The 26,598-nt window shown below is 64.4% G+C and carries 25 protein-coding genes and 1 tRNA gene; 6 read left to right on the top strand and 20 right to left on the bottom strand.

Features of this window, described 5'->3' with window-relative positions; genetic code table 11:
* Nucleotides 1-32: 32 nt before the first annotated feature.
* The 3 genes from trmB to IAG25_RS24720 form a co-directional block, all read right to left on the bottom strand.
* On the bottom strand, nt 33-779 hold the full coding sequence (trmB, locus tag IAG25_RS24730; RefSeq protein WP_187607206.1) for a tRNA (guanosine(46)-N7)-methyltransferase TrmB: 747 nt from the start codon (nt 777-779) through the stop codon (nt 33-35).
* A gap of 76 nt (nt 780-855) precedes the next feature.
* Nucleotides 856-930, bottom strand: a tRNA-Gly gene (locus IAG25_RS24725).
* A 54-nt stretch (nt 931-984) separates the two neighbouring features.
* Complete coding sequence (locus IAG25_RS24720; protein WP_035505394.1) at nt 985-1,545, bottom strand: YggT family protein; 561 nt, start codon at nt 1,543-1,545, stop codon at nt 985-987.
* Nucleotides 1,546-2,332: 787 nt separating this feature from the next.
* On the opposite strand from IAG25_RS24720, the gene IAG25_RS24715 reads away from it, so the two are divergent.
* The 3 genes from IAG25_RS24715 to IAG25_RS24705 all read left to right on the top strand — a co-directional run bounded on the left by IAG25_RS24715 (nt 2,333) and on the right by IAG25_RS24705 (nt 4,233).
* On the top strand, nt 2,333-2,494 hold the full coding sequence (locus tag IAG25_RS24715; protein WP_016344705.1) for a hypothetical protein: 162 nt from the start codon (nt 2,333-2,335) through the stop codon (nt 2,492-2,494).
* Between the two features lie 338 nt (nt 2,495-2,832).
* Entirely contained in the window at nt 2,833-3,138 is a 306-nt protein-coding gene (locus IAG25_RS24710) for a hypothetical protein (protein ID WP_035505397.1), read from the top strand.
* 129 nt (nt 3,139-3,267) lie between these two features.
* Nucleotides 3,268-4,233 carry a threo-3-hydroxy-L-aspartate ammonia-lyase gene (locus tag IAG25_RS24705; RefSeq protein ID WP_187607205.1) on the top strand — a complete coding sequence of 322 codons (966 nt, stop codon included), beginning with the start codon at nt 3,268-3,270 and terminating at the stop codon, nt 4,231-4,233.
* Between the two features lie 10 nt (nt 4,234-4,243).
* Here IAG25_RS24705 and IAG25_RS24700 read toward each other — a convergent pair whose 3' ends face one another.
* From IAG25_RS24700 to IAG25_RS24690, 3 genes are read right to left on the bottom strand one after another with little or no spacing between them, the layout of a single operon-like run.
* Nucleotides 4,244-4,912 (bottom strand): LysE family translocator, encoded by a 669-nt coding sequence (locus IAG25_RS24700; RefSeq protein WP_187607204.1) that lies wholly within the window; start codon nt 4,910-4,912, stop codon nt 4,244-4,246.
* Nucleotides 4,913-4,916: 4 nt separating this feature from the next.
* Nucleotides 4,917-5,912, bottom strand: a complete 996-nt coding sequence (locus IAG25_RS24695) for an asparaginase (RefSeq protein WP_187607203.1) — start codon at nt 5,910-5,912, stop codon at nt 4,917-4,919.
* Entirely contained in the window at nt 5,909-7,507 is a 1,599-nt protein-coding gene (locus IAG25_RS24690; protein WP_187607202.1) for a UbiD family decarboxylase, read from the bottom strand. The genes IAG25_RS24695 and IAG25_RS24690 overlap by 4 nt, the downstream gene beginning before the upstream one ends.
* Nucleotides 7,508-7,862: 355 nt before the next feature.
* Between IAG25_RS24690 and IAG25_RS24685 the strand changes: the two genes are divergently transcribed.
* Together IAG25_RS24685 and IAG25_RS24680 are read left to right on the top strand one after the other, a co-directional pair.
* Nucleotides 7,863-8,099, top strand: coding sequence for a hypothetical protein (locus IAG25_RS24685; protein WP_187607201.1), 237 nt, complete (start codon nt 7,863-7,865; stop codon nt 8,097-8,099).
* A complete protein-coding gene (locus IAG25_RS24680; RefSeq protein ID WP_035505414.1) occupies nt 8,096-9,241 on the top strand; it encodes a transglycosylase SLT domain-containing protein in 1,146 nt (381 codons plus the stop codon). Before IAG25_RS24685 ends, IAG25_RS24680 begins: the two co-directional genes overlap by 4 nt.
* A gap of 69 nt (nt 9,242-9,310) precedes the next feature.
* On the opposite strand, the gene IAG25_RS24675 is transcribed toward IAG25_RS24680, so the two are convergent.
* From IAG25_RS24675 to IAG25_RS24640, 8 genes are all read right to left on the bottom strand, one after another.
* Complete coding sequence (locus tag IAG25_RS24675) at nt 9,311-10,504, bottom strand: pyridoxal phosphate-dependent aminotransferase (protein WP_187607200.1); 1,194 nt, start codon at nt 10,502-10,504, stop codon at nt 9,311-9,313.
* Nucleotides 10,505-10,942 carry a transcription antitermination factor NusB gene (nusB, locus tag IAG25_RS24670; RefSeq protein WP_061118886.1) on the bottom strand — a complete coding sequence of 146 codons (438 nt, stop codon included), beginning with the start codon at nt 10,940-10,942 and terminating at the stop codon, nt 10,505-10,507. It abuts the gene before it with no gap.
* Entirely contained in the window at nt 10,939-11,448 is a 510-nt protein-coding gene (gene ribH, locus IAG25_RS24665; RefSeq protein WP_035505424.1) for a 6,7-dimethyl-8-ribityllumazine synthase, read from the bottom strand. The genes nusB and ribH overlap by 4 nt, the downstream gene beginning before the upstream one ends.
* Before the next feature lie 52 nt (nt 11,449-11,500).
* Nucleotides 11,501-12,664: a bifunctional 3,4-dihydroxy-2-butanone-4-phosphate synthase/GTP cyclohydrolase II gene (gene ribBA, locus IAG25_RS24660; RefSeq protein ID WP_187607199.1), complete on the bottom strand. Its 1,164-nt coding sequence runs from the start codon at nt 12,662-12,664 to the stop codon at nt 11,501-11,503.
* Nucleotides 12,665-12,810: 146 nt separating this feature from the next.
* Nucleotides 12,811-13,425, bottom strand: coding sequence for a riboflavin synthase (locus IAG25_RS24655; RefSeq protein ID WP_187607198.1), 615 nt, complete (start codon nt 13,423-13,425; stop codon nt 12,811-12,813).
* A gap of 27 nt (nt 13,426-13,452) precedes the next feature.
* Nucleotides 13,453-14,565: a bifunctional diaminohydroxyphosphoribosylaminopyrimidine deaminase/5-amino-6-(5-phosphoribosylamino)uracil reductase RibD gene (gene ribD / locus IAG25_RS24650; protein WP_187607197.1), complete on the bottom strand. Its 1,113-nt coding sequence runs from the start codon at nt 14,563-14,565 to the stop codon at nt 13,453-13,455.
* A gap of 18 nt (nt 14,566-14,583) precedes the next feature.
* Nucleotides 14,584-15,867: a glutamate-1-semialdehyde 2,1-aminomutase gene (hemL, locus tag IAG25_RS24645; RefSeq protein ID WP_187607196.1), complete on the bottom strand. Its 1,284-nt coding sequence runs from the start codon at nt 15,865-15,867 to the stop codon at nt 14,584-14,586.
* 152 nt (nt 15,868-16,019) lie between these two features.
* Nucleotides 16,020-16,508 (bottom strand): hypothetical protein, encoded by a 489-nt coding sequence (locus tag IAG25_RS24640; RefSeq protein WP_187607195.1) that lies wholly within the window; start codon nt 16,506-16,508, stop codon nt 16,020-16,022.
* A 151-nt stretch (nt 16,509-16,659) separates the two neighbouring features.
* Between IAG25_RS24640 and IAG25_RS24635 the strand changes: the two genes are divergently transcribed.
* Entirely contained in the window at nt 16,660-17,871 is a 1,212-nt protein-coding gene (locus IAG25_RS24635; RefSeq protein ID WP_035505442.1) for a Bcr/CflA family multidrug efflux MFS transporter, read from the top strand.
* 1 nt (nt 17,872) lies between these two features.
* Here the strand turns inward: IAG25_RS24635 and IAG25_RS24630 are convergent, their stop codons facing one another.
* From IAG25_RS24630 to IAG25_RS24605, 6 genes are all read right to left on the bottom strand, one after another.
* Nucleotides 17,873-19,984, bottom strand: coding sequence for a prolyl oligopeptidase family serine peptidase (locus tag IAG25_RS24630; protein ID WP_187607194.1), 2,112 nt, complete (start codon nt 19,982-19,984; stop codon nt 17,873-17,875).
* 221 nt (nt 19,985-20,205) lie between these two features.
* Nucleotides 20,206-21,351: an IS481 family transposase gene (locus tag IAG25_RS24625; RefSeq protein WP_187607193.1), complete on the bottom strand. Its 1,146-nt coding sequence runs from the start codon at nt 21,349-21,351 to the stop codon at nt 20,206-20,208.
* 700 nt (nt 21,352-22,051) lie between these two features.
* A complete protein-coding gene (locus tag IAG25_RS24620; RefSeq protein ID WP_035506187.1) occupies nt 22,052-23,170 on the bottom strand; it encodes an ABC transporter ATP-binding protein in 1,119 nt (372 codons plus the stop codon).
* Between the two features lie 34 nt (nt 23,171-23,204).
* Nucleotides 23,205-24,062 carry a carbohydrate ABC transporter permease gene (locus IAG25_RS24615; protein ID WP_035506188.1) on the bottom strand — a complete coding sequence of 286 codons (858 nt, stop codon included), beginning with the start codon at nt 24,060-24,062 and terminating at the stop codon, nt 23,205-23,207.
* Entirely contained in the window at nt 24,052-24,990 is a 939-nt protein-coding gene (locus tag IAG25_RS24610; protein ID WP_035506189.1) for a carbohydrate ABC transporter permease, read from the bottom strand. Before IAG25_RS24610 ends, IAG25_RS24615 begins: the two co-directional genes overlap by 11 nt.
* 181 nt (nt 24,991-25,171) lie before the next feature.
* Nucleotides 25,172-26,425: an ABC transporter substrate-binding protein gene (locus IAG25_RS24605; RefSeq protein ID WP_187607192.1), complete on the bottom strand. Its 1,254-nt coding sequence runs from the start codon at nt 26,423-26,425 to the stop codon at nt 25,172-25,174.
* Nucleotides 26,426-26,598 lie beyond the last annotated feature (173 nt).

The following is a 26,598-nucleotide window of genomic DNA, read 5'->3' as shown; positions in this document are numbered from 1 at the left end:
TTGTCGTTTGTGCGCAGTGCTTTAGCGGCGCTTTAGCGGCGGCGGAACATCAGGTCCCACACGCCGTGTCCGAGCCGCAGGCCGCGTCGCTCGAACTTCGTGACCGGACGGAACTCGGGGCGCGGCGCGTAGCCGTCCGCGGTGTTTTCCAGCGCGGGCTCGGCGGACAGGACTTCGAGCATCTGCTCGGCATAGTTCTGCCAGTCGGTCGCGAGATGGATATAGCCGCCCGGCTTCATGCGCGACACGAGCAGCGCGACGAACTTCGGCTGGATCAGGCGGCGCTTGTGATGACGCGCCTTGTGCCAGGGATCGGGGAAATAGATGTGCACGCCGTCGAGACTGTCGGGCGCGATCATGTGTTCGAGCACTTCCACGGCGTCGTGCTGAAGAATGCGGATATTGCCGAGCCCTTGCTCGCCGATCAGCTTGAGCAGCGCGCCGACGCCAGGCTCATGCACTTCCACGCCGATGAAATCATCGCCGGGACGCGCGGCCGCGATCTCCGCCGTGGTCGCGCCCATGCCGAAGCCGATCTCCAGCACGCGCGGCGCCTGCCGGCCGAAGAGTGCATCCCAGTCGCCGGGCTGCGGCGTGTAGGGCACGACGTAGCGCGGACCGAGATCGTCGATCGCGCGCTGCTGGCCCGGCGATACACGGCCAGCGCGCGTGACGAAACTGCGGATGCGGCGATGGCGCAGCGTGGCATTTTCACCGATGTTGACGTCGGGCTGATCGTTGCCGTCGGCGCCGGCGTCGTCCTGGGGATCGTGGTTCATGAGGCGATGCTGGAAACAGATGCGCGAAACTAAAAAGCCGCCCAAACGTGACTCGGGGCGGCTTTCGCTGGATTTCTGGAGCGGGCGATGGGAATCGAACCCACGTCTGTAGCTTGGGAAGCTACGGTAATGGCCATTATACGACGCCCGCATGAGGCGGCTATTGTAAGCGCAACGCGCCGCGAGGCGCAATTGCGCTTCCGGCTCAGATCCCGAACAGCGTCATCGATACGGCGACGCGCGTCACGACCATCAACAGCACCTGCACGATCACGAACAGCAGGATCGGCGAAAGATCGATGCCGCCGAGCCGCGGCAGAATGCGCCGCAGCGGATCGAGGAACGGCGCGGTGATCTGATAGAGCAGCGGCATCGCCGGCGATTGCGGATTGAGCCATGAAAGCAGCGCCATCAGGATCGTCACCCAGATGATCAGATTCAGCGCCCACTTGACGACGGTCAGCAGCGCGACGAGCAGGAGGATCGGCACCATGAGCGTCGGATCGACGCCCGCGAGCACGACCATCAGCGTCACGTACACAGCCGATGCGATGAACGCCGCGACGATGCTCGCCCAGTCGATCTTTCCGCCGGGCAGGATCTTGCGCAGCGGCAGGACGATCCAGTTGGTCGCCTGCATCACGGCGTTCGAAACCGGGTTATAGGGCGGCATGCGCACGACCTGAATCCACGCGCGCAGCAGGAGCGCCGCGCCGAACAGGGTGAACAGGGTGTTGAGCAGAAAACGGGCGATATCGCCGAACATCTCGGGTCCTCTAGGATGCGTGCGCAGTGTCGCGACTTGCGCCGGGTCGTATTGACGAAAAGTGAAGGAAAGCGGAGGCGCTAGCGGGCGAAGATCCGCCTGATGGTGGTCTCGGAGCGGCGGCCGCCTGTGCGGCGCGAATCGGGAATGCTGACCTTGATCATTGTTCGTTCTCTGGACTTGAATATCGTGCCGAAGCCAACGCGGTGCGCGGCGCATCGTGCGCGATCCGCGCGAATGCACCCGTGCCGTTCGATGAAGCTTCGCGATTCACTGCATGCGGCGACTCGAATTCCCCGCCCAGCAGGCGTGCCTGATGGGGTGCCGGACGTCACCATAACATGGCTTTAATGCGGCTTGGGGACGTTGTCGCACGTGGCGGGAGCGATTCTCCGGACAATCACATGAAAGGCAAGTGAAAGTCGTTGGCGCAGCCGGTTCGGGATCAGACGCCAGCATCTGAAAACCCTAGTGTTGCCAATTTGAGACGATCGCGAAAAGGCGCATTTCACGCAAAACTGGCAGGATATAAATACGGATAGCGAAAGAGCGAATCGTCGCGCAGCGCGCTATTGTTTCTATTGGCAGCTTTTCCCCGGCCCCAAAGGGCATATTTTCTGCTGTGTGTGGTTAGACGCACATCGACGTGAAAGATTGGTTTCTTTGCGAACATCGAGGAACGGACAGGCGCTCAATACTAAACAGAACACGGATTCAGCGGGAGGCGGCACGCGGCCTGAGCCGGCGCTCTCCCTTCAGGTTTCATTCGCTACGTTCGGAGGTCGCCATGAGCATTTTCTCTTATCGAAAGCATCTGCGATTCTTGAGCCAGGCCCAGCGGCGTCGCTGGTGGGACCAGAAAAAGCGCCTGACGCCCCGGGTCGTGATCGGCGGGGCATATGTTCCGCCAAACGTCACGCGTGAATTCGCTTATGTGAAAGTCGGCTGAAACGCGCGTCGTTTTAAGACTTTCGCGCAATACATTAAGAGCCCCGCCGGATGCATTGTCCGGCGGGGCTTTTTCGTTCATTTGTAAATATAAGTTACGCGGTTTTAAGCGCTCGAACAGCGCAACGTCGCGCAGAGGGCGCAGACCTCCGCCGAACGGCCGATCCGGACGCACTTGCGGGCGACGCCGTCCTTTCAAATCCGCGTCGACGTTAAGGAACTTGCAATTTGCAACAAATGGCTCCTGCGACCGACCGTGTTTTTCGATAAATTGAGTTCATACCGTCGCTCGTGAGCCGTGGGAATCGGCCAACACGCGAAGCGGCGAGGAGAACGAAAGTGAAAAAGCTCGGTGGTTTGTTGGTTGCTGGTGCGCTCGGTGCCGGTTTCGTCGGTGCCGCGCAGGCGCACGTTTCAATTGGCGTGGGCATCGGGGTGCCGGCCTATCCGGTCTATGCCGCGCCGCCTGCACCTGTCTATGTGGCTCCGCCGCAGCCGGTATATGTCGCGCCGCCGCCGCCCGTGGTGTACGCGCCGCCGCCCGCCGTGGTCGTGGGTGGCTACGGCGGTGGCTATGGCTACTACGGCCGTCCGTACTACCGGCATCACGGCTATTACCGTCACGGTCCGGGCTGGCGCTACTGATCGGTCCGAGCGACGAATCCAAAAAGGCGATGCGAGTTGGCATCGCCTTTTTTGTTTGAAGGGCGCTTTTGAATTCCGCCGATGGAACTGGGAGAATGGTGGTCCCCTTCACGACGCGCTCTCACGCCAATGTCCTCTCTTCCCGCCCCGACTTTCGATGACGTCGCCGATGCCGCCCGGCGCATCGAGGGCGTCGCCCATCGCACGCCCGTCCTGACTTCCCGCACCGCCGATGCCATCGCGGGCGCGTCGCTCTTTTTCAAGTGCGAAAACTTCCAGCGCATGGGCGCGTTCAAGTTCCGCGGCGCGTACAACGCGCTCTCGCATTTCGACGACCGGCAGCGCGCCGCGGGCGTGATCACCTATTCGTCGGGCAATCATGCGCAGGCGATTGCGCTGTCCGCGAAGCTCGCCGGCATCCGCGCGACGATCGTGATGCCCGAGGACGCGCCCGCCGCGAAGATGGAAGCGACGCGCGGCTACGGCGGCGAAGTGATCACGTACGACCGCTACACGCAGAACCGCGAGGAAATCGGCCGCAAGCTCGCCGAGGAGCGCGGCATGACGCTGATTCCGCCCTACGATCATCCGCATGTCATCGCGGGGCAGGGCACGTCGGCGAAGGAGCTGATCGAGGAAACCGGTCCGCTCGATTATCTATTCGTGTGCCTGGGCGGCGGCGGACTCATCGGCGGATGCGCGCTCGCGGCGGCCGCGCTGTCGCCGGACTGCAAGGTGATCGGCGTCGAGCCGGAAGCGGGCAACGACGCGCAGCAATCGCTCGCGCGCGGCGAGATCGTGCATATCGACGTGCCGCGCACCATCGCCGATGGCGCCGCGTCCACGCATGTCGGCGGATACAACTTCCCGATCATCCAGCGTCACGTCGACCGGATCGTCACCGTCAGCGACGCGCAGTTGATCGAGACGCTGCGTTTCTTCGCGCAACGCATGAAGATGGTCGTCGAGCCGACCGGCTGTCTCGCGGCGGCCGCCGTGCTGCAGAAGGTCGTGCCGGTCGAAGGCAAGCGGGTGGGCGTGATCGTGTCGGGCGGCAACGTCGATCTCGCGAAGCTGGCTCAGTTCGTCGCGTGACGCCGCATCGTCATGAAGTCGCGTTGACGATCAGATCGCGGTAGCCGTTGACGATCACGCTGTACGCGAAGTACGCGAAGAGCACGGCGGACATCACGTGGCACGCGCGCAGGAGCCGGGTTCCGGCGCGCTTCCTGCCGTGGCTCGCGAGCGTGCAGATGAAGATCGTCCAGCCGAGTCCGCCGCAGAAGAAACCGATCAGAAACACCGACGCGGAGACGGGGCTCGTCGCGCCGGACTTGGCGATGAGCGCGCCGCCGACGGCCGCAAACCACAGGATCGCGCTCGGCGACGACACCGCGAGCAGGCATCCGCGCAAGAAGCTTTTCAAGTGCCTCGGACGCGGCACGGTGAGATCCGCTTCGCCTTCGACGGGCGGCGCGGACGCGGGATTGAGCGCTTCCCGCGCCATCTTCCACGTCAGGAAGAGCAGCACGATCGCGCCGCCGATCCACACGACCCAGCGCACCGCGGAAAACTGCAGCAGCGCCGACATGCCCGCGAGCGCGAGCATCGCGTAGACGAGATCGCCGAAACACGTTCCCAGGCCGAGCACGAGCCCCGGTTTGAAGCCGTGCGACAGCGCGAGCGAAATGATCGCGACATTCGCGATCCCGATATCCAGACACAGCGACAGCGACAGAAAAAAACCGTCCGACAGCAACGACCACGAGTGCATATTTTTATTGATGGTTGTGAAGCGTGAAGCTCACGTCGAGACGGCCGGTCGGCACGTTCATCGTGTTGCGTGTTGGCGGATTGCGGAAGGCGGCGAGCGCGTCGCGCTGCTGTTGCGTGCCGATGCCGAGCGTATCGAGCACATGGACGACGACCGCGTTGAGCACCGACGTGTTGCCGTCCTCGACCTTGACCGCGATGCCGATCGGACCATCATCGCGGCGCACGCCGATCGCATAGCTCGCATCCGCGCCCGTCTTGCCGACGAGCGCGCCGCCGAACGCCTGCATCAGCAGCGTGCAAAAGCGTCCTTCGCCCGCGACAAGTTCCGGATGCGACGTCATCGCGCGATGAATGCGCGCAAGCGGCGAGCCTTCGGGTGCGGCGGCGATCTTCACGTAGAGCCGCGCGAGACGTTCGAGCGGGAACGCGGGCGTCGGCAGATTGCAGCCGTCGATGGCCCATTGCACGTCGTCGTCGGCGAGATCGACCGCGCGCGCGACCGTCTGCTTCACGCGCGCCTGCAGCGGATGATCGGGCAAGTGGTAATCGGCGAGCGGTGCGTTCATCGCCCGCGCGCCCGCGAGCATGCCGGCGTGCTTGCCGGAGCAGTTGCTGCACGCGGCGGTCGGCGTGAAGTCGCGCCTGATCCAGTCCTTGAACACTGCGTCCGAAATCGGCGGATGGCCGCCGCAGCGCAGATCGCTTTCGCTCGCGTTCGATTTGCCGAGCATCGCGAGCGCGCGCTCGATATGACGCGGCTCGCTGCTATGCGATCCGCACATCAGCGCGAGGTCTTCGTCGGTGAAGCCGAAGCGCTCGAGCGCGCCCGTTTCGATGACCGCGAGCGCCTGCGCGGGCTTCGCCGCCGAGCGCGGCAGCGTCACGCGATGCGGATCGCCGAAGGAATGCACGAGGCGTCCGTTCGCATCGACGACGGCAACGTGCGCCGCGTGCGTGTTCTCGATGACATCGCCTCGATAAAGCGTGGCCGCGATCATGATTTATCCAGTCCGAGTTCAGTCCACAGCGCATCGACGCGACGCTTCACTGCTTCATCCATGACGATCGGGCGGCCCCATTCGCGATTCGTTTCGCCGGGCCATTTGTTGGTCGCATCGAGTCCCATCTTCGAGCCGAGGCCCGCCACCGGCGACGCGAAATCGAGATAGTCGATCGGCGTGTTGTCGACCATCACCGTGTCGCGCGTCGGATCGACCCGCGTCGTGATAGCCCAGATGACTTCCTTCCAGTCGCGCACGTTCACGTCTTCATCCACCACGACGATGAACTTCGTATACATGAACTGCCTCAGGAAGCTCCACACGCCGAACATCACGCGCTTCGCGTGGCCGGGGTAGCTCTTCTTCATCTGCACGATCGCCATCCGATAGCTGCAGCCTTCGGGCGGCAGATAGAAATCGGTGATCTCGGTGAACTGCTTCTGCAGGAGCGGCACGAAGACTTCGTTCAGTGCGACGCCCAGCACCGCGGGCTCGTCGGGCGGCTTGCCGGTGTAGGTGGAATGGAACAGCGCGTCGCGACGCATCGTGATCTTTTCGACGGTGAAGACCGGGAACCACTCCTGTTCGTTGTAGTAGCCGGTGTGATCGCCGTACGGCCCTTCTAGCGCATGCTCGTATTTCGCCGCCGCGGACGCCGACGGACGCGGCGGCGCGCCTTCGGGCGCGGGCGGCGGCGTGCCGTCCTGCGGATAGATGAAGCCTTCGAGCACGATCTCGGCGCGCGCCGGCACCTGAAGCGTATCGACGCCCGGCGTCAGGCACTTCGCAAGCTCGGTGCGCGAGCCGCGCAAGAGGCCCGCGAACTGATATTCGGACAACGAATCGGGTACGGGCGTCACGGCGCCGAGGATCGTCGCGGGATCGGCGCCGAGCACGACCGCCACCGGATACGGCTTGCCGGGATTCGCGAGCGCGAATTCGCGGAAGTCGAGCGCGCCGCCGCGATGCGCGAGCCAGCGCATGATGAGCTTGTTGCGCCCGATGAGCTGCTGCCGATAGATGCCGAGATTCTGGCGCGGCTTGTTCGGTCCGCGCGTGACGGTGAGGCCCCAGGTGAGCAGCGGTCCGGCGTCGCCGGGCCAGCATGTCTGGATCGGCAACCGGTTGAGATCGACGTCCTGGCCTTCCCACACGACTTCCTGGCAGGGCGGCGCGCTGACCGACTTCGGCGCCATGTCCCACACGGCCTTCGCGAGCGAGAGCAGTTTGCCCGCGTCCTTCAGGCCTCTCGGCGGCTCGGGTTCCTTGAGCGCGGAAAGCAGCCTGCCGACATCGCGCAGCGAACTCAGCGCGGCGACATCGCTGCCGAGGCTGACATCGGCGCCGCTCTGCGCTTCGGTTTCGATGCCCATGCCGAGCGCGACGCGCCGCGTCGTGCCGAAGAGGTTGGCGAGCACGGGCATCGTGTGGCCCGTGGGCGCTTCGAAAAGCAGAGCGGGCCCGCCCGCGCGCAACACGCGATCCGAGACTTCGGTGATTTCGAGAACGGGGGAAACGGGCTGCCGAATGCGGCGAAGTTCACCGATCGCCTCGAGGCGGGCAGTGAAGTCGCGCAGATCTTTGTATTTCATCGATGGTCGAAATTGGACTCGAAGCCGCCGGAGCACGAGACTCGACGGGCGGGACGGCTGCGCGAAAAGCGATTGTCGATTTTACCTGCGACAGCGTCGGTGCGTTGGGGGACATTCAGCAAATTCCGCTGGGAATCGCCCGTGAGACGTGGTTTTCGGGCGCTGAACGCTGTTCAATATAACTGTAAGTAATTGAAACACAAGTCTTTAGCATTGACGGATAATTAAACCCTGATAGAATCAGCTCGCATCTCTTGCAGGTTTTGAAACTTTTTACCTTCGCCTCAGGTCTTTCTTGACGCAACATGCGTCGCCTGCGCCGCTCCTGCCCGGCGATTCATGGTGTTTGGTTGTCATGCCGGCGTTTCTCGCGCCGGTTTTTCGCGTGGAAAGCCACCCGCGCATTGAGGGCACGCAGTTCGTGCCGCGCAACCCGGCAGTCTTTTGCCGGATCGGCTTTCCAGACGGCGCATGCCGTATCCCCGATGCCGCTTACGCTTGCCGAGAGCGAGTGGTGTCTGATTTGCGCTCCGAATACGCGCTTTATTCGTATTCATCTGCGCAAATCATGCAACATTGGGAGTATCGATGAACACTTCGGTTTGGTGGGGTTCCGACACCCGCGCCGCGCAGATCATGCGCATCGCGCTACGTCGCGGACGCCGTTTGAGTCACCATGTCTTCGCGATGGTCGGTTGTGCCGCCGTCGTCAGCGCGCTCGCACTGTGGTTGCTGCCTTCGTGGCGCACGAACTTTGCCGCAAAGATCATGCCTTTCGTGTCGGCCGCCGTACAGGCGGGGCCGGCTCGCCTGCTCGCGGGCCAGCCGCTGCCGCCGTTCTCGGCGGTGCATCATCCGGCTGGAGACGCCTCGCTGCCCGTGAACGTCGCCGCGAACACCGCGCCGTCGGACAGCCGCAAGGCGCCGTCGACGGGGCCATCGCTCGGCGCCGCAGCCGGCGACGACGCAAGCACGCATCAGCTCACCGGCGGCATCAGCCTCGCCGTGTCGCCCAACGGGCTCGACCCGCGCACCATGCCGTCCGTCGGCATGCTGGCGAGCATGATCCCCGCGCAACGTGTCGTCGCCGACGCACGCGACGACCGCGTGCTCGTTTCGACGCGCGAGCAGAAGCTCGTTTCGAACTTCATCGCGCGGCGTTATCGCGTGGCCGAAGAGCCGGTTGCAGAACTCGTGCGCGCCGCGTTCGACACGGGCCGTGAAGTCGGGCTCGACCCGCTGCTGCTGCTGTCCGTCATGGCGATTGAATCGGGCTTCAATCCGTACGCTGAAAGCGGCGTCGGCGCTCAGGGCCTGATGCAGGTGATGTCGAAGGTTCATTCCGACAAGTTCGAATACTTCGGCGGCTCGCACGCAGCGCTCGATCCGCTCGCGAATATCAAGGTCGGCGCGCTCGTGCTGAAGGATTGCATCGCGCGCGGCGGTTCGGTCGCGGGTGGCCTGCGCTACTACGTCGGCTCCTCGACGCAGGACGACGGCGGTTACGGCGCGAAGGTGCTGGCCGAGCGTACGCGTCTGCGCGATGTCGCACGCGGCCGCAACGTGCCGATCAACGCGCCGCAAGCGCCGGTTCAGGCTGCGCCGAAGCAGGTTCTGGCCTCGACGGCTGCGGACAAGCGCGTTCACGTGACCATCGATTCGAAGAAGTCGGTCTCGCAGGACGAAGGCGACGCGGAAACGAAGCACGTCGCATCGGCGGAGTTCGGCGCTTAAACATTTCGTCGGACGCAAAGAAAAAGGGCACCTTTCACGGTGCCCTTTTTTCGTTCTTGCGATGCGGTTTTATCGGCGGAATAGCGTGCCCAGCCGCTCGACCGCTTCCTCAAGCTTCGAGTACGCCGTCGCATACGAAAGACGGATGTAGCGCTCCGGCGCATGAAAGCCGAAATCCACGCCCGGCACGAGCACGACGCCCGCGTCGTGGAGCATCGAATGCGTGAGTGCGTCGCTGTTGCCGGCGGCGGGGTGATGAACCGTCGTCGTATCGGCGTAGACGTAGAACGCGCCGTCGGGCACCACTGGCACGCCAAAGCCGAGCGAGCGCAGCGCCGGCACGATGTAATCGCGCCGCCGCTTGAATTCGAGGCGGCGCGCTTCGTAGATCGCGATCGTCTGCGGCTCGAAACAGGCGAGCGCCGCGTGCTGGGCTAGCGCCGACGCGCAGATGAACAGGTTCTGCGACAGCTTTTCGACCGCGCTCACCATCGCGGGCGGCACGACGAGCCAGCCGAGCCGCCAGCCGGTCATGTTGAAGTACTTGGAGAAGCTGTTCACGGTGACGACATCGTCGCCGAAGGAGAGGGCGGACACGGGCTTCGCGTCGTAGCTCAAGCCCTGATAGATCTCGTCGACGATCGTGAAGCCGCCATGCGCACGCACCTTATCGACGATGCGCCGGAGCTCGTCCGGCTCGATCGACGTGCCCGTCGGATTCGACGGCGACGCGAGCAGCACGCCGCGCGTGGCCGGTCCCCAGTTTTCCTCGACATGCTCGGCCGTCAGCTGAAAGCGCTCGGCCGGACCGCTCGCGATGAGCACCGGCTTGCCATCCGCCGCCGACACGAAATGCCGGTTGCACGGATAGCACGGATCGGGCATCAGCACTTCGTCGCCGTTATCGACGAGCGCCATGCACGCGAGCAGCAGCGCCGCCGACGCGCCCGCCGTCACGACGATCCGCTCCGGATCGACCGTGAGGCCGAACGTATCGCGATAATGCCGCGCGATCGCCTCGCGCAGCGGCGTGATGCCGAGCGCGTTGGTGTATTGCGTGACGCCGCGCTTCAATGCATCGGCGGCGGCGTTGATCACGGGCTCGGGCGCGGTGAAGTCCGGCTCGCCGATGCTCATGTGGATGATGTCGCGGCCCGCGCGCTCGAGCGCCTGAGCCTCTTTCATCAGCTCCATCACGTAGAACGGCTCGATCGCATCGACACGCGACGCAAGCCGGACGAGCGGTTCCGCACCCTGGTTCATTTATGCTCCGCGTCCGCGCGCCTGCGCCTCGGTGGGACGCATCACGACGGCGAGCTTGTCGAGCACGCCGTTCACATACTTGTAGCCGTCCGAGCCGCCGAAGGTCTTCGTCAGCTCGACCGCCTCGTTGATGACGACGCGATACGGCACGTCGATGTGGTGCTTGAACTCGAACGCGGCCACCAGCAGCACCGCGCGCTCGACCGGCGACAACTGCTCGATCGGGCGGTCGAGGCACGGCTGCAACTGCTCGGACAGCGCGGCGGATTCCTTGATCACGCCATGCAGGATCGCATCGAGATGCGCCTGATCGGCCTTGTCGAAGCCTTGCGCGTTGCGCAGTTGCGCGTCGATTTCGCCGGCGGGCGCGCCCGACAGCAACCATTGATAAAGCCCTTGCGTCGCGAGTTCGCGCGAACGGCGTCGAGCGCTCTTCATGCGCGGTCCTCGTCTTCTTCGTCTTCGTCTTCATCGTCGCCGTCGAGCTGTTCGAGCGCGACGGAGAGATTCGCCATTTCGACCGCCACGCGTGCGGCGTCGCGGCCCTTTTCGGTCATGCGGGCGACGGCCTGCTCGTCGTTCTCGGTCGTCAGCACGGCGTTCGCCACCGGAATGCCGAAATCGAGCGCGATGCGCGAGATGCCCGAGCCGCTCTCGTTCGACACGAGCTCGAAGTGATACGTCTCACCGCGCACGACGGCGCCGAGCGCGATCAGCGCGTCGAACTGGCCGGATTCCGCGAGCTTCTGCAGCGCGAGCGGAATTTCGAGCGCGCCCGGCACGGTGACGAGCAGCACGTCCTGGCCGATCACGCCGAGGCGCTCCAGCTCCTCGATGCACGCGTCGGCGAGGCCGTTGCACACCGGTTCGTTGAAGCGCGACTGCACGATGCCGATGCGCAGGCCGTCGCCGTCGATATTCGGCTGGTATTGTCCGATTTCCATGAATGGTCCTTCCCTTGGAATTGTGTGGAATAGGGTTGTGCGGCCGGCGGTCTCAGACCGAGCGCAACTGGGTGATGGCGGTTTCCGTCGGCGCGGCGGTGGCGGGGCAGCCGGGCATCGGCACGAAGCCCGTCACTTCGAGCCCGTAGCCCGACATGCTGCCGAGTTTGCGCGGCGTCGCGAGCACTTCCATCTTGCCGACGCCGATATCGCGCAGAATCTGCGCGCCGATGCCGTAGGTCTTGAAGTCGATCGGGCGGCGCTTGAGTTCGGCCGCCTTGTCCTTCTGGTCGAAGGCGCGGAACACGTCGACGAGATGCTCCTTCGTGTCGCCGCAATTGAGCATGACGATCGCGCCGAGATCGCGCGCGGCGATTTCCTTCATCGCGGCGTCGATGGTCCACGAGTGCGTCGACGAATCGATTTCGAGCAGATCGAGCACCGAAAGCGGCTCGTGCACGCGCACCGGCGTGTCGCGGTCGGGATGCGGCGTGCCGCGCACGAGCGCGATGTGCGGCGAGTGCGTCGGCTCGTCGCGATACAGCACCGCGCGGAACGGGCCGTGCGCGGTCTGCATCGTGCGCTCGCAGACTTTCTCGATGATCGATTCGGTGCGGCTGCGGTAATGGATCAGATCGGCGATCGTGCCGATCTTGATGCCGTGTTGCTGGCCGAATTCGATGAGGTCCGGCAGGCGCGCCATCTCGCCGTCGTCCTTGATGATTTCGCAGATGACCGCGGCCGGCGTGAGGCCCGCGAGCGCGGTCAGGTCGCAGCCGGCTTCCGTGTGGCCCGCGCGCACGAGCACGCCGCCCGGCTGCGCCATGATCGGGAACACGTGGCCCGGCTGGACGATATGCTCGGCGCGCGCGTCGTGCGCGACCGCCGCGGCGATCGTCTTCGCCCGGTCCGAGGCGGAAATGCCGGTCGTCACGCCTTCGGCCGCTTCGATGCTGACCGTGAAGGCCGTGCCGTACTGCGTCCCGTTGCGGTGCGTCATGAGCGGCAGATTCAATTGCCTGCAACGCTCCTGCGTGAGCGTGAGGCAGATGAGGCCGCGGCCGTGCTTCGCCATGAAGTTGATGGCTTCGGGCGTGACGAATTCGGCGGCGACGACGAGATCGCCTTCATTTTCGCGGTCTTCTTCGTCGACGAGGATCACCATCCGGCCGGCTTTCAGTTCAGCGATGATCTCAGGAGTGGAGGCGAGCGACATGATGACGTCCCGTGCGGGGTCCGGTTTGGGGAAAGCGCGTATTTTACGCCACGGCCGATGGACAGTCGCTGAAATCGGCGGGCAGCCGGGCGGGAGGGCTTCGTTGCAAAATGAGCAGGCCCGGCGCCCGGCAAAAGAGGCTCAGATCACTGCGCGCTCATCATCCGTTCGACATAGCGCGCGATCAGATCGATTTCCAGATTGACCTTCACGTCTTTGGCGAGCGCCTTGAGCGTCGTGACTTCGACGGTATGCGGAATCAGGTTGATGGAAAACTCGCAGCCGTCTGCGCGGTCGCTGACGGAGTTCACGGTGAGACTCACGCCGTTCACCGTCACGGAACCTTTGTAGGCCAGATATTTGCCGATGTCCTTCGGCGCGACGATGCGCAATTCATGCGATTCGCCGACAGGCTCGAATTTCGACACGACGCCCAGTCCATCGACGTGGCCGGAGACGAGATGCCCGCCGAGCCGGTCGTGCGCGCGCAATGCCTTCTCCAGATTCACTTCGATGCCCGCATCGCCGAGCCCGACCGTCTTGTCGAGACTCTCGCGCGACACGTCGACATCGAACGCATCGGCCGACTTTTGGATCACGGTCATGCACGCGCCCTGGATCGCGATGCTGTCGCCGAGTTCGACATCGGCGAGATCGAGATCGCCCGCGGCGACCGTCAGACGAACGCCCGCTTCCGGCTCCGAACCGAGCGGCGTGACTTTCTCGATGCGGCCCACCGCCGCGACAATTCCTGTAAACATCGCTTCGTTCCTTGAATCGGTGTGCAATCAGCTCGCAGCGATCGACTCGACGAAGCGCGCGAGTATGCGCAGATCGTCGCCGAGCCGGTCGATGCGATGAAATTTCAGATGCGGCCGCGCATCGAGCGTTGCGGGCGGCGCGAAGTCGAACATGCCGGGCGCGTTGCCCAGCAGGCTCGGTGCGAGATACACCAGCAACTCGTCGACGCAGCCCTCGCGCAGCAGCGAGCCGTTCAGTTTGTGACCCGCTTCCACGTGCAGCTCGTTGATGCCGCGATCGGCGAGCGCGGTGAGCATCGCGGGCAGATCGACCTTGCCGTGCTCGTTCGACAGCTCGATCAGGTCCGCGCCTTTCTCGCGCAGCGCGTCGATGCGCGCCGGATCGGCGTCGGCGGCATGGAAGATCCACGGCGGCGTGCCCTCGAGAATGCGCGCTTCCTTCGGCACGTCGAGACGGCTGTCGATCAGCACGCGTTGCGGCTGGCGCGGTGTGTCCACCGCGCGCACGGTCAGTTGCGGATTGTCCTCGCGCACCGTGCCGATGCCCGTCAGGATCGCGCAGGCGCGGGCGCGCCACGCGTGGCCATCGGCGCGCGCATCCTCGCCGGTGATCCACTGGCTTTCGCCCGTCGGCAGCCCGGTGCGGCCGTCGAGCGTGGCCGCGACTTTCATGCGCACCCACGGACGGCGGCGCGTCATGCGCGACACGAAGCCGATGTTCATTTCCTGCGCCTCGTTCGCGAGCAACCCGCAGCGCACGTCGATGCCCGCATCGCGCAGCATCGTGAGGCCGCGACCGGACACCGACGGATTCGGGTCTTCCATCGCGGCGATCACCTTCTCGACGCGCGCATCGATGAGCGCGTGCGCGCACGGCGGCGTGCGCCCGAAATGGCTGCACGGTTCGAGCGACACATACGCCGTCGCGCCGCGCGGATCCTTGCCGCGAGAGCGGGCGTCTTTCAGCGCCTGCACTTCGGCGTGATCCTGGCCGGCCGGCTGCGTGTAGCCCATGCCGATCACTTCGCCGTTCTTGACGAGCACGCAGCCCACACGCGGATTCGGCGTGGTCGTGTACATGCCCTTCGAGGCGAGCGCGAGCGCGCGCTCCATGTGCGTGAAGTCGGTTTGCGAGAACATCGGCGCGGCCCGCGAGCGTCAGGCGGCGAGCGACGCGAACGCGCCGCGCGCGGCGTCGATGGTCGCGTCGATCACGGCGTCGTCGTGCGCGCTCGACACGAAACCCGCTTCGAACGCCGACGGCGCGAAGTACACGCCCGCATCGAGCATCGCATGGAAGAACGCGTTGAAGCGCTTGGTGTCGCCCTGCTGGATCTGCGCGAAGCTGCCCGGCACCGAATCCATGAAATACAGGCCGAACATGCCGCCGATCGAATCCGCAGAAAAGGGCACTTTCGCATCGCGGGCGGCAGCGGTCAGGCCGTCGACCAGCTTGCGCGTCTGCTTCGCGAGATCGTCGTAGAAACCGCGGCGCTGAATCAGTTGCAGCGTCTTGAGGCCCGCGGCCACGGCGATCGGATTGCCCGACAGCGTGCCTGCCTGATACACGCCGCCCAAAGGCGCGAGATGGGCCATGATGTCGCGGCGTCCGCCGAACGCCGCCGCCGGCATGCCGCCGCCGATGACCTTGCCGAGACACGTAAGGTCCGGCTTGATGCCGTAGACCTCTTGCGCGCCGCCGAGCGCGACACGAAAACCGCACATCACTTCGTCGAAGATCAGCACCGCGCCGTACTCGCTGCAGCGCTCGCGCAGCGCGTTGAGGAACTCGGGCGTCGCGCGCACGAGATTCATGTTGCCCGCGACCGGCTCGACGATCACCGACGCGATCTCCGACCCGAACGCCCTGAACGCCTCGTCGAGTTGCTCGACGTTGTTGTACTCGAGCACGGTCGTGTGCTTTGCGATATCGGCGGGCACGCCCGCGGAAGTCGGATTGCCGAACGTCAGCAGGCCGGAACCGGCCTTCACGAGGAGGCTGTCCGCGTGCCCGTGATAGCAGCCCTCGAACTTGATGATGCGGCTGCGGTTCGTGAAGCCGCGCGCGAGGCGCAGCGCGCTCATCGTCGCTTCGGTGCCGGAGGAGACCATGCGCACCTGTTCGATCGACGGCACGAGCTTGCAGATTTCCTCGGCGATCTCGATTTCGGCTTCCGTCGGCGCGCCGAAGGAGAAGCCGTTCGCGAGCACGCGCTGCACGGCGTCGAGCACTTCGGGATGGACGTGACCGAGGATCATCGGGCCCCACGAGCCGATGTAGTCGATATAGCGCTTGCCGTCCGCATCCCAGAAATACGCGCCTTCTGCGCGCTCGATGAAGCGCGGCGTGCCGCCGACCGAGCGGAACGCGCGCACCGGCGAGTTCACGCCGCCGGGAATGGTTCGCTGGGCGCGTTCGAAGAGAACTTGATTCTTGGACATGGATGAAGGCCTGCGCTGAAAGTGGAAGCGGGAGTCGCGAAGGGCGGACCGGGCTCGAGCGGCGACGAGCGCGGCGTGCGAGACGCGCGGTCCGGCGCGAAAAATCGATGCTGAAATTGTACCGGAGTCGTTGCGAACGGGCGGTGTCGCGCCTATGACGACGGCGATCGTTTCGCGGGCGCGGACGGCGCGGGAGGCTGCGAGCGCCGGCCGGTTCGCGCAGTCCAGAGCTTTTCCAGCGCGCCCTCGGCAATCGGCTTGATGAGCGTGCCGGACATCTGCGCGTCCCACGTCTGCACGGAGAACGGATGCGCCCGCAATTCGTCGCGCGTGACGACGACTTCCTCGTGCGCATCGACGAGCCAGTCGTACACGAAGTCGATGCACAGCCGATAACCGCGTTTGCTTCCGGCGTCGGGCACTTCGTAAGGCGCGCGCGTCACCCAGCCCGATGCGAACACGCCCTTCGGCTCCTGCGACACGCGATGCACGAACACGCGATCGCCCGGCATGAGCCCGCGCGCGGTTCCGCAGCCCCACACATCGGCGACGGCATCGCCCACGGCGACGCGCCGCGCGATGTCGGGCAACTCGGGCCACGGCCACTTTTTGGGGCTCCAGATCAGCAGAAAGGCGGTCATCGCGTCAATGAAACGGGAAGGAAAACGAGAGAAGAGCTTAGCGCAACGCGGCGATCAGGGCCGGATCACGGCGGGGCGTCGCGTACAATGATCGATCGCTTGCGCGGCACGAGGCCGTGTCGCATCCACTCATCCCCGTCTTGCGAACTCCATGTCCGACACCACCCGTCGCCGGCCCGATGGCCGGCTGATCCTGTTGCTCGGCGCGCTCGCCGCGTGCGGCCCGCTGTCGATCGACATGTATCTGCCGAGCCTGCCTTCGCTCGCCGCCTCGTTCGGCACGAGCCCGGCCGCCGCGCAAAGCACGCTCACGAGCTTCATGTTCGGCTTCTCGTTCGGCATGCTGCTCTACGGACCGATGTCCGATGCCTACGGCCGCCGGCCCGTCCTGCTCGGCGGCATCGCGCTGTACGCGCTCGCGAGCATCGGCTGCGCGGTGGCGTTTTCGATCGATGCGCTCGTCCTCGTGCGCTTTCTGCAGGCGCTCGGTGCGGGCGCGGCGTCGGTGCTCGCGCGCGCCATCGCCCGCGATGCCCACGAACCGGGCGACGCCGCCCGCGTGCTGTCGATGCTTTCCATCGTCACGTCGATCGGACCATTGCTCGCGCCGCTGATCGGCGGGCAATTGCTGCTGCTCGGCGGCTGGCGGGTCGTGTTCGTCGCGCTGACGCTCTTCGGCCTGACCTGCGCGGTGACCGCCTTTCTGCGCGTGCCCGAAACCTGGCCGAAAGAGAAGCGCGCGAGCGCGGCGGTCGGCAAGTCGTTCGCCGCGTATGGGCATCTGCTGACCGATCCCGTCACCTGGGGCCACATGATGTGCGGCGGCATGGCGTTCGCGTCGATGTTCGCGTACATCACCGCGACGCCGTTCGTCTATATCGATTACTTCCACGTGAAGCCGCAGTACTACGGGCTGCTGTTCGGGCTGAACATCATCGGGATCATCGCGGGGAATGTGCTCAACACGAAGTTCGTCGGGCGTGTCGGCGCGATGAAGATGATCTCGGCCGCGTCGTTCGTGAGCGTCGCGGCCGCGCTCGCGGTCGCCCTCGTGTCGCTGACGGGCTGGGGCGGCTTGTGGTCGATCGTGGCGACGCTGTTTTTCGTCGTCGGCGTGGTCGGTTTGCTGTCGGCCAATTGCACGACCGAACTGATGCACCGCTATCCGCGCAACGCGGGCGCGGCCGCCGCCGTGTTCGGCGCGATGCAACTCGCGCTCGGCGCGCTCGCGAGTCTCGCGGTCGGGCTCTTTCACGATGTGTCGCCGCACGGCATGGGCATCGTGATCGGCGTATGCGGCGTGCTGACCTTCGCCGGGCGCACGCTGGTGCTGCGCTCGCATGCGGTGCCGGTAAAGGTCTGAATCAGACGAGCGGCCCGATCGTCGATGCGAGGAACGTGAACGCGGCCGCTTCCGCCTGCGCGATCGCTTCCGGCTCGACGCCCGCGCCGTGTCCGCCGTCGCCGGTTTCCTGATACCAGACGTTCGCGTGACCCTGCGCCTGCATCTTCGCGGCCATCTTGCGCGCGTGGCCGGGATGCACGCGATCGTCGCTCGTCGATGACGTGAAAAGCACCGGCGGATACGCGACATCCGCCTTCACGTTCTGATAAGGCGAGTACGCCAGCAGATGACGCAGATCGGCGGCGTCGTCGGGGTCGCCGTATTCGTCGATCCACGATGCGCCTTGCAGCAGCAAGTGAAAGCGCGCCATGTCGAGCAACGGCACTTCGGACAGCACCGCGCCGAACAGCTCGGGCCGCTGGACCATGCAGACGCCCGTGAGCAGGCCGCCGTTGCTGCCGCCGCGGATCGCCAGTTGCTTGGCCGTGGTGACGCCCGTATCGATGAGCGCCTCGGCCACCGCGTTGAAATCGTCGAAGGAAACCTGGCGATTCTCGCGCAAGGCCGCCTGATGCCACGCCGGACCAAATTCGCCGCCGCCGCGAATGTTCGCGACCGCGTAAAGCCCGCCGCGCTCAAGCCACGCGATGCCGGTCGTCGCGTCGTAACCGGGATCAAGCGCGACTTCGAAGCCGCCGTAACCGTAGAGCAGGCAAGGGCGCGCGTCCGTGCGCGTCTCGACATCACGTCCGATCAGCCAGTAGGGAATGCGCTCGCCGTCCGGCGCGACCGCGTGGCGGCGCACGGCCGAGAGGCCGGTCGCATCGAACTGTGCGGGAAGGCGCGCGAGCAGTTGCCACGGCGCGTCGTTCGCGAGATCCGCGTGATACAGCGACGGCGGCGTCAGAAAGTGCTCGACGTGGATGAGCACGGTGTCGTCGCGCTCGCTGTCGATCGAATCGACCCAGGACTGGCTCGCTTCCGGCAGCGCGAAGTCGCGCGCCTGCCACTCGCCTTCGAGCGTCGCGGGCGGGCGCAGCAGCGTGACGCGCGGCGTGCCGTCGTCCATCTGCGAGACGATCAGCCAGTGCTTCGTGAAGTCGATGCCGGCAAGCACGAGCCGATCGGATGGCGTGAACAACGCGGTGAAATGACGCGAGCCATCGAGAAACGCGTCGCGCCGGATCACGGTCAGCGTGCCGGGCGCGTAGCGACGGCCGCCCGCGTTCCAGAACTTGCGCGGCGTCACGAACAGCCAGCCGTTCCAGTGCTCGATTTCCGCGTGCGCCGGCAGGTCGTATTGACGCCATTCGTTCGATGTCTCGTCGAGCCAATAGTTGAGCGTGTCATAAAACGACACCGCGCGCGATGCGAGATGCAGCTTTTCGATGGGATCGTAGTCCACGCCCGCCGATACATCGCGCCGGTTGCCGTCGAACACGACGGGCGCGTCCGCGAGCGGCGTGCCGCGCTTCCAGCGGCGCGCCTCGCGTGGAAAGCCGGACGTCGTGAGGGCGGGGCGCGGGTTCGTCTTGCTGTCGTCCCAGCCGACGTAGACCGTGTCGCGATCGATCCACGAGATATCGTGCTTGCCGACATCGGGCAGCACGAAGCCATCCGCGACGAAGCTTTTCGAAGGGATGTCGAACTCGCGCACCATGCACGCGTCCGAGCCGCCCGGCGACAGGCTCACGAGCGCGCGATCGTAGTCAGGGTAGCGCATGTCGAAGTCGGCGAGCGCCCAGCGGGTGTCGTCGTTATCGTTCGTGTTGAGGTCGAGGGCGTCGACGTCGAGGATCGTTTCCCACACGGGCGCGCCTGCGAGCCACGCGCTCCACGGCGTGCGGCGCACGATGCCGAGCGGATGCGTGTCGTCCTGCCAGGTGTTGTAGGCCCAGTCGCCATAGCGCGAGCACGACACGATGCGGTCTTGCGATGTGTAGGCTTTTTCAAGCCTTGCGGCGAGCGTGCGCGCTTCTGGCGTGTTGCCGAACGCGGTTTCGGTGCGGCGGTTCTGGCTATCGACCCAGGCTTGCACGCGGGCGTCGTCGAGCGCTTCGAGGCCGATGAAGGGATCGGGTGCGTCGGACGGGGTCCAGGCGAGGTCGGGATGCGAAGTGAGAAGAGTCATGCGGCGCGGGCACTCTGAAATGCAAAACGACGATTGTGCCTGCAATGGGGCGAAGGGGGTATCGTGGCGGTCTGGGATGTGTCGGGCTTCTATGGATGGCCTGATTTCGTGTCGGTCTATTGGCGTTGCCCCTGTGCGGGGCGGCACCTACTTTCTTTGCTGCTGTGTATAGACCGGGGACATGGTTGACACTTTCGTCGGGGACATAGTTGACACTTTGATCATCGAGTATCGGGCTGGTTCGGGTCAAACGTCATGAGTCGGTGATGCGCGAAATAGAGGTCGTAGGCATCGGCAATCGTGCTGCTCGGTCGCGCCGCGATGTGCAGTCCGTGCAGGGCGCTGGATACGCGCAAGCGGTGCTTTCCAAACGTCACCTTGCCGTTCCAGCCCACCAGCAGGACCTGATCATCCGGTCCGTATTCGAGCGGCGGCAGGCGGCTGGGCATCGTCCGCGCACTGGGCCGATAGCGCGAGATCGGCGTCGCCATGCCGATGCCCGCGTGCGGGCGCTCAAAGTTATAGCTTTGCCGCCAGCGGTCGAATTCAGCCTGCACCTGATCGGGCCCGGTGAAGCTGCGGTGGTTCAGCACCTCGGCCTTGAGCGAGCGATGAAAGCGCTCGTCCTTGCCGTTGGTCTGCGGGTGATAGGGACGGCTATGGCTCATACGAATACCCAGCCGAATGCATCGGATGGCCAACTCGGTCAATTCGCCAGGCTTGCTCGGCGTGCCCCACGGCGCGCCGTTATCGGCGTTGATCTGTTGCGGCAGCCCGTAACAGGCGAAAGCGTTTCGCAGGTGCGTGTACACGGTCTCGGTGTCCTGGCTGCAGCACGCCTGCAGCACGAGGTTGAAGCGCGAATGATCGTCGATCACGGTGAGCGGGTGGCAGCGCCTTTGATCGAGCATGCCGAAGTGGCCCTTGAAATCGATTTGCCATAGCTCGTTAGGCTCGGCGCGCTCGAAACGGGTCCAGGCGGTGGCCGCCTCCGACGCCTTCTCGCCGATGCATCCATGGCGTTGCAAAATGACATTGACCGTGCTGTGCGAAGGCACGCCTTGCAGGCCTTGATCCTTCAGGCGCCGGCTGATCTTGTGCGCGCTCCAGGCCGGATGCTGGCTTCGCACCTCGAGCACCCGCACTTCGAGTTCGTCGCAGGTCCGATTCGGGCTGCTGTGCGGACGTCGGGAGAGATCGCTCAGCGCCTCGCGGCCCCCGGCCTGATAGCGGTTGACCCACTTGTATCCGGTCTGCCGGCTGATGCCAAAGCGTTGGCACAGCTCGCTGAAAGCAATCTCTTGTTGCAGGGCCAGGGTCACGAATTCAAGGCGAAGTTGCATGGTGTCCTGCGGGTTCCAAGGCATGGTCGGGTCCAGGCATCGAGATGCCCAAAAGTGTCAACCATGTCCCCGCGGATCTGTCAGCTATGTCCCCGGTCTATACACTGCTGCAAAGAAAGTAGGCAAAGAAAGCAGCTCGTTCAAGCCCGCGGTCACACGCACGTTGGCCATGCTTGCCAGCCCGCGGCGGCACTCGCCTAAGTGTCGTCCTCAAATGACTTACCGGGCTTGGATCGCGCACGGTCTGTCGCCCGAGACGTTTCAGCGCGCTGGTTCAGCACGAAAGAGCATCGGCACAGCGCTACGCGCTGCCGTTGGGTGTGCGAAGGAAACCGACGATAGGCACGCGCAAACCCGATTGACCCATCGGCCGCGAAGCGGGCCGGAGCTCTTTGGTGCTGAACCAGTCTGTTGCGTGGTGCGATGTGTCGGACCGTGCGCGGTCCAAGCCCTTATCTGCTGTGGGGGCACTCGCTACAGCCGGGCCATTAGGCCAATCGCCTGTGCCGCGGCCGGTGTGAAGTGCTTAGGCTGGGGATAGCTGTTTCTTTGGTTACTTTCTTTGCAGCAGCAAAGAAAGTGACTGCCGCCCCGCACAGGGGCAGTGCTAATAGACCGACACGCAAACGGGATCCGGCGAAAACCCAGCCGATCCAGATCAATCCAATTCCGCAATAAAAAACGCCACGGCTAACCGTGGCGTCTCATCAATCGAACAGCAACTTCAAGCCAGCCGCTCTTCCGTCTGCGGATCGAACAACACGGCCTTCGACACATCGAACAGCAACGTCATGTTCGACGTCGGCTGCGGATTCGACGCCGGGTGCACGCGCGACACGATGCGCTTGCCGTTCACCTGCGCGAACACGAGCGTGTCTGGGCCGGTCGGCTCGATCACATCGACGCGCACGTCGACCGGTTGCAGGCTCGCATCCGACACATCGTGCGCGCTGCGCGAATCGGTGATGCGCTCGGGGCGCAGACCGAGGATCACGTCCTGACCGACCTTGCCACGCAGGCGGCCCGCGTCGAACGGCAGATTCAACACCTTCTGCGCGACGCCCGTATCGAGCTGCAAGCCGACGCCCGAGCCCGATTCGACGAGCTTGCCAGCGATGAAATTCATCGGCGGCGCGCCGATGAAGCCCGCGACGAACAAGTTGGATGGCGAGTCGTAGATTTCCTGCGGCGCGCCGAACTGCTGCACGATGCCGTCTTTCATCACCGCGATGCGGTCGCCGAGCGTCATCGCTTCGATCTGGTCGTGCGTCACGTAGACGATCGTCGTGCCCAGACGCTGATGCAGCAGCTTGATCTCGGAGCGCATCTCGATACGCAGCTTCGCATCGAGGTTCGAAAGCGGCTCGTCGAACAGGAACATCACGGGGTCGCGCGCGAGCGCACGGCCCATCGCGACGCGCTGGCGCTGACCGCCCGACAACTGCCCCGGCTTGCGATCGAGCAGATGACCGATCTGCAGCGTCTCCGAGACGCGATCGACGATCTTCTTCTGCTCGTCCTTCGGCACCTTGCGGATGTTCAGGCCGAACGAGATGTTGTCGCGCACGCTCATCGAAGGGTAGAGCGCGTAGGACTGGAACACCATCGCGATGTCGCGATCCTTCGGCGAGAGATTGTTGACCGTCTTGCCGTCGATCATGATGTCGCCGCGCGTCACGGTCTCGAGACCCGCGATCATGTTGAGCAAGGTCGATTTGCCGCAGCCCGAGCCGCCGACGAGGATCAGGAACTGACCGTCCTCGATGTCGATGTTGACGCCCTTGAGAACCGGCACCCCGTTCGGGTAGGTCTTGTACACGTCACGGATGGAAAGGCTTGCCATGTGAATCCTCTATATCTCTATCGAACGAAGTCGATTAACCCTTCACCGCGCCGGCCGTCAGCCCGCGCACGAAATAACGTCCCGCGATCATGTAGACGAGAATCGTCGGCAATGCGGCGATGATCGCGCCCGCCATGTCGACGTTGTATTCCTTCACGCCCGTCGACGTGTTCACGAGGTTGTTCAGCGCGACCGTGATCGGCATGGAATCCACGCCCGAAAACACGATACCGAACAGGAAGTCGTTCCAGATCTGCGTGAACTGCCAGATCAGGCACACCATGAAGATCGGCAGCGACACCGGCAGCAGGATCTTCGTGAAGATCGTGAAGAAGCCCGCGCCGTCGATGCGCGCCGCCTTCACGAGCTCGGCCGGAATGCTCACGTAGAAGTTGCGGAAGAACATCGTCGTGAACGCGATGCCGTAGATCACGTGAACCAGCACGAGGCCGGTCGTCGTGTTCGACAGGCCGAGAAAACCCTGCAGGCGCGCCATCGGAAGAAGAATCGCCTGGAAGGGGATGAAGCAGCCGACGAGCAGCATCGTGAACAGGCCGTCCGCGCCGCGAAAGCGCCAGTGCGTGAGCACATAGCCATTGAACGCGCCGATGAACGACGAGATCAGCACGGCCGGAATCACCATGCGCACGGAGTTCATGAAGAACGGCTCCATGCCGTCGCAACGCACGCCGGTACACGCGCCCGACCACGCCTTGATCCACGGATCGAAGGTGAAGTGCGTGGGCGGCGTGAGCAGGTTGCCCGTGCGAAGCTGGTCGAGATCCTTGAAGGACGTCGACAGCATCACGTAGATCGGGAACAGGAAGTAAAGCGCGAAAAGTATGAGCACCGCGTAGATGACGGCGCGGCTCAGGGTCATCTTAGGCTGCATTGCGAGTGCTCCTCGATTCGAGATACATGAGCGGCACAAGCACCGCGACGACCGTGGCGAGCATCATCATCGACGACGCGGCGCCCACGCCGAGCTGGCCACGGTTGAACGAGAACGTGTACATGAAGATCGCCGGCAACGACGACGACGTGCCCGGCCCGCCCGCCGTCAACGCGACGACGAGGTCGAAGGTCTTGATCGTGATGTGGCAGAGAATCAGCAGCACGGAGAAGAACACCGGCCGCATGCTCGGAATCACGATCTTGCGATAGATGGTCGGCAATCCCGCGCCGTCCATCTGCGCCGCCTTGAAGATTTCACTATCGACGCCGCGCAGGCCGGCGAGAAACAGCGCCATCACGAAGCCTGTCGATTGCCAGACGGCCGCGATCACGACGCAAAAAATCGCCTTGTCCGGGTCGCCCAGCCAGTTGAACGAGAAGCTCGTCCAGCCCCAGTCGTGGAACACTTTCTCCAGACCGAGGCCCGGGTTCAGAATCCACTGCCAGGCGGTGCCCGTCACGATGAACGAGAGCGCCATCGGGTAGAGGAAGATCGCGCGCAATGCGCCTTCGTTGCGGATCTTCTGGTCGAGAAGGATCGCAAGGAAAAGGCCGAGGAACACGCAAATCGCAATGAAAGGAATGCCGAACCAGCCGAGATTGGCGGCGGAAGTCCACCAGACGTCGTTGGCGAAGAGCTGTCGATAGCGGTCCAAGCCCGCGAAATCGTAGCGCGGCATGAGCCGCGATTCGGAGAGTGACAGATACCCGGTGATGGCGATGAAGCCGTAGACGAAAACGAGCGCGATCACGACGCTGGGAGCGAGCACCAGCTTCGGAATCAGGCGATCGGCGAGCGCCGCCGTCGGTGAGACGCGACGGGGCGGATTTTGCGGCTTCTTGTCCGCGGTGATGGAGGCAGTCACGACTCGACTCCTGGAAGATGCGCCGGCGCTTGGGTGCGTTGAGGTGCGTTTAGGTGCACTGAAAGGCGCTTCTGTGGCGAATGCCTGCTGGCGCTGAAAGATGCGACGTTACAGATGCAGTCCTGCTGCGTCTTGCGCCGCCCGGCGCATGCATGGGCACACGCGCCGGGCGGAAACTGCCTTACTTCGTCTTGGCGGCGTTCGCGAGCGCGGCAACCGCGCTCTTCGAATCCTGCGACGAATTCATGAACTTCGTCACGACGTCGGTCATGGCGCCGGCGACTGCATCGCCCTGAGCCATGCCGTGCGCGAGCGACGGAACATAGCCGCCCGATTTGATCGCCGTCTGTTCATCAGAGTAGGACTTCTTCGCGCAGTCGTCGAACTTGTCCATCGGCACGCCGAGACGGACCGGGATCGAGCCCTTGTTCAGGCTGAACTGCTCCTGGAACTCCGGCGTCATGATGGTCTTCGCGAGCGCGAGCTGGCCCGGCGTCGCGGCCTTCTGGCCCTTCTGCTGGAAGAACACGAACGAGTCGACGTTGAACGTGTAGGCCTTTTCCGTGCCCGGCACCGGCGCGCAGATGTAGTCCGTGCCCGCCTTCTTGTTCGCGCCGGCGAATTCGCCCTTCGCCCAGTCGCCCATGAACTGCATGCCGGCCTTGCCGTTGATGACCATGGCGGTGGCGAGGTTCCAGTCACGGCCCGTGCGGCCGCTGTCGAAGTAGCCCTGGATCTTGCGGACCGTGTCGAACACCTGAACCATCTTGTCCGAGGTCAGGGTCTTCTGGTCGAGATCGACGATCGCCTTCTTGTAGAAGTCCGCGCCCTGCGACAGCACGACGTCTTCCCACAGCGTCAGGTCCTGCCACGGCTGGCCGCCCATCGCGATCGGCATGATGCCCGCGGCCTTCATCTTGTCGGCGACCTGGAAGAACTCGTTCCAGTTGGTCGGCACCTTGCCGCCAGCCTTGTCCAGCGCGGCCTTGTTGATGTACAGCCAGTTCACGCGGTGCACGGAGAAGGGCGCCGCGACGTAGTGGCCGTCCGCGTGGATGATCTTGTCGATCTCAGGCGGCAGGTTCTTCTTCCAGTCGCCCGCGACGGAATCGATCGGCACGAGCACGCCCTGCTCGGCCCATTCCTGGATCAGCGGACCCTTGATCTGCGCCGCCGACGGCGCGTTGCCCGAGATCACCTGCGTCTTCAGTGCGGTCATCGCGGCCGCGCCCGCGCCGCCTGCGACAGCGAAGTCCTTCCAGGTGTAACCCTGCTTCGTCATGTCGTCCTTCAGCACGCCGACAGCCTTGGATTCGCCGCCGGACGTCCACCAGTGCAGCACGGAAACAGCCTCGGCAGCCTGAACCGCCGACGCCGTCGCGCCGCACAGAAGACCTGCGGCGCACAGCGCGCCCATGAGCTTACGGACTTTCATTGTTTATCTCCTCCAGACACCAGAACAAGAAACGATTGGCTCCCGATGCCGCCAGAAGCATGGGTAAGAAGCGTTGTCAAAAAAACGGCAAAACTGGATGGCCGGAAATCGGCGATGTCGGCGGGGAAGCGGCAGCGCGGGTCACCACGAACGCAGCGTGCCGGGCCGGCAGA

The organism is Caballeronia sp. EK (assembly GCF_014384845.1).
Taxonomy (GTDB): domain Bacteria; phylum Pseudomonadota; class Gammaproteobacteria; order Burkholderiales; family Burkholderiaceae; genus Caballeronia; species Caballeronia jiangsuensis.
This window is presented reverse-complemented; position numbering and strand designations above follow the sequence as displayed.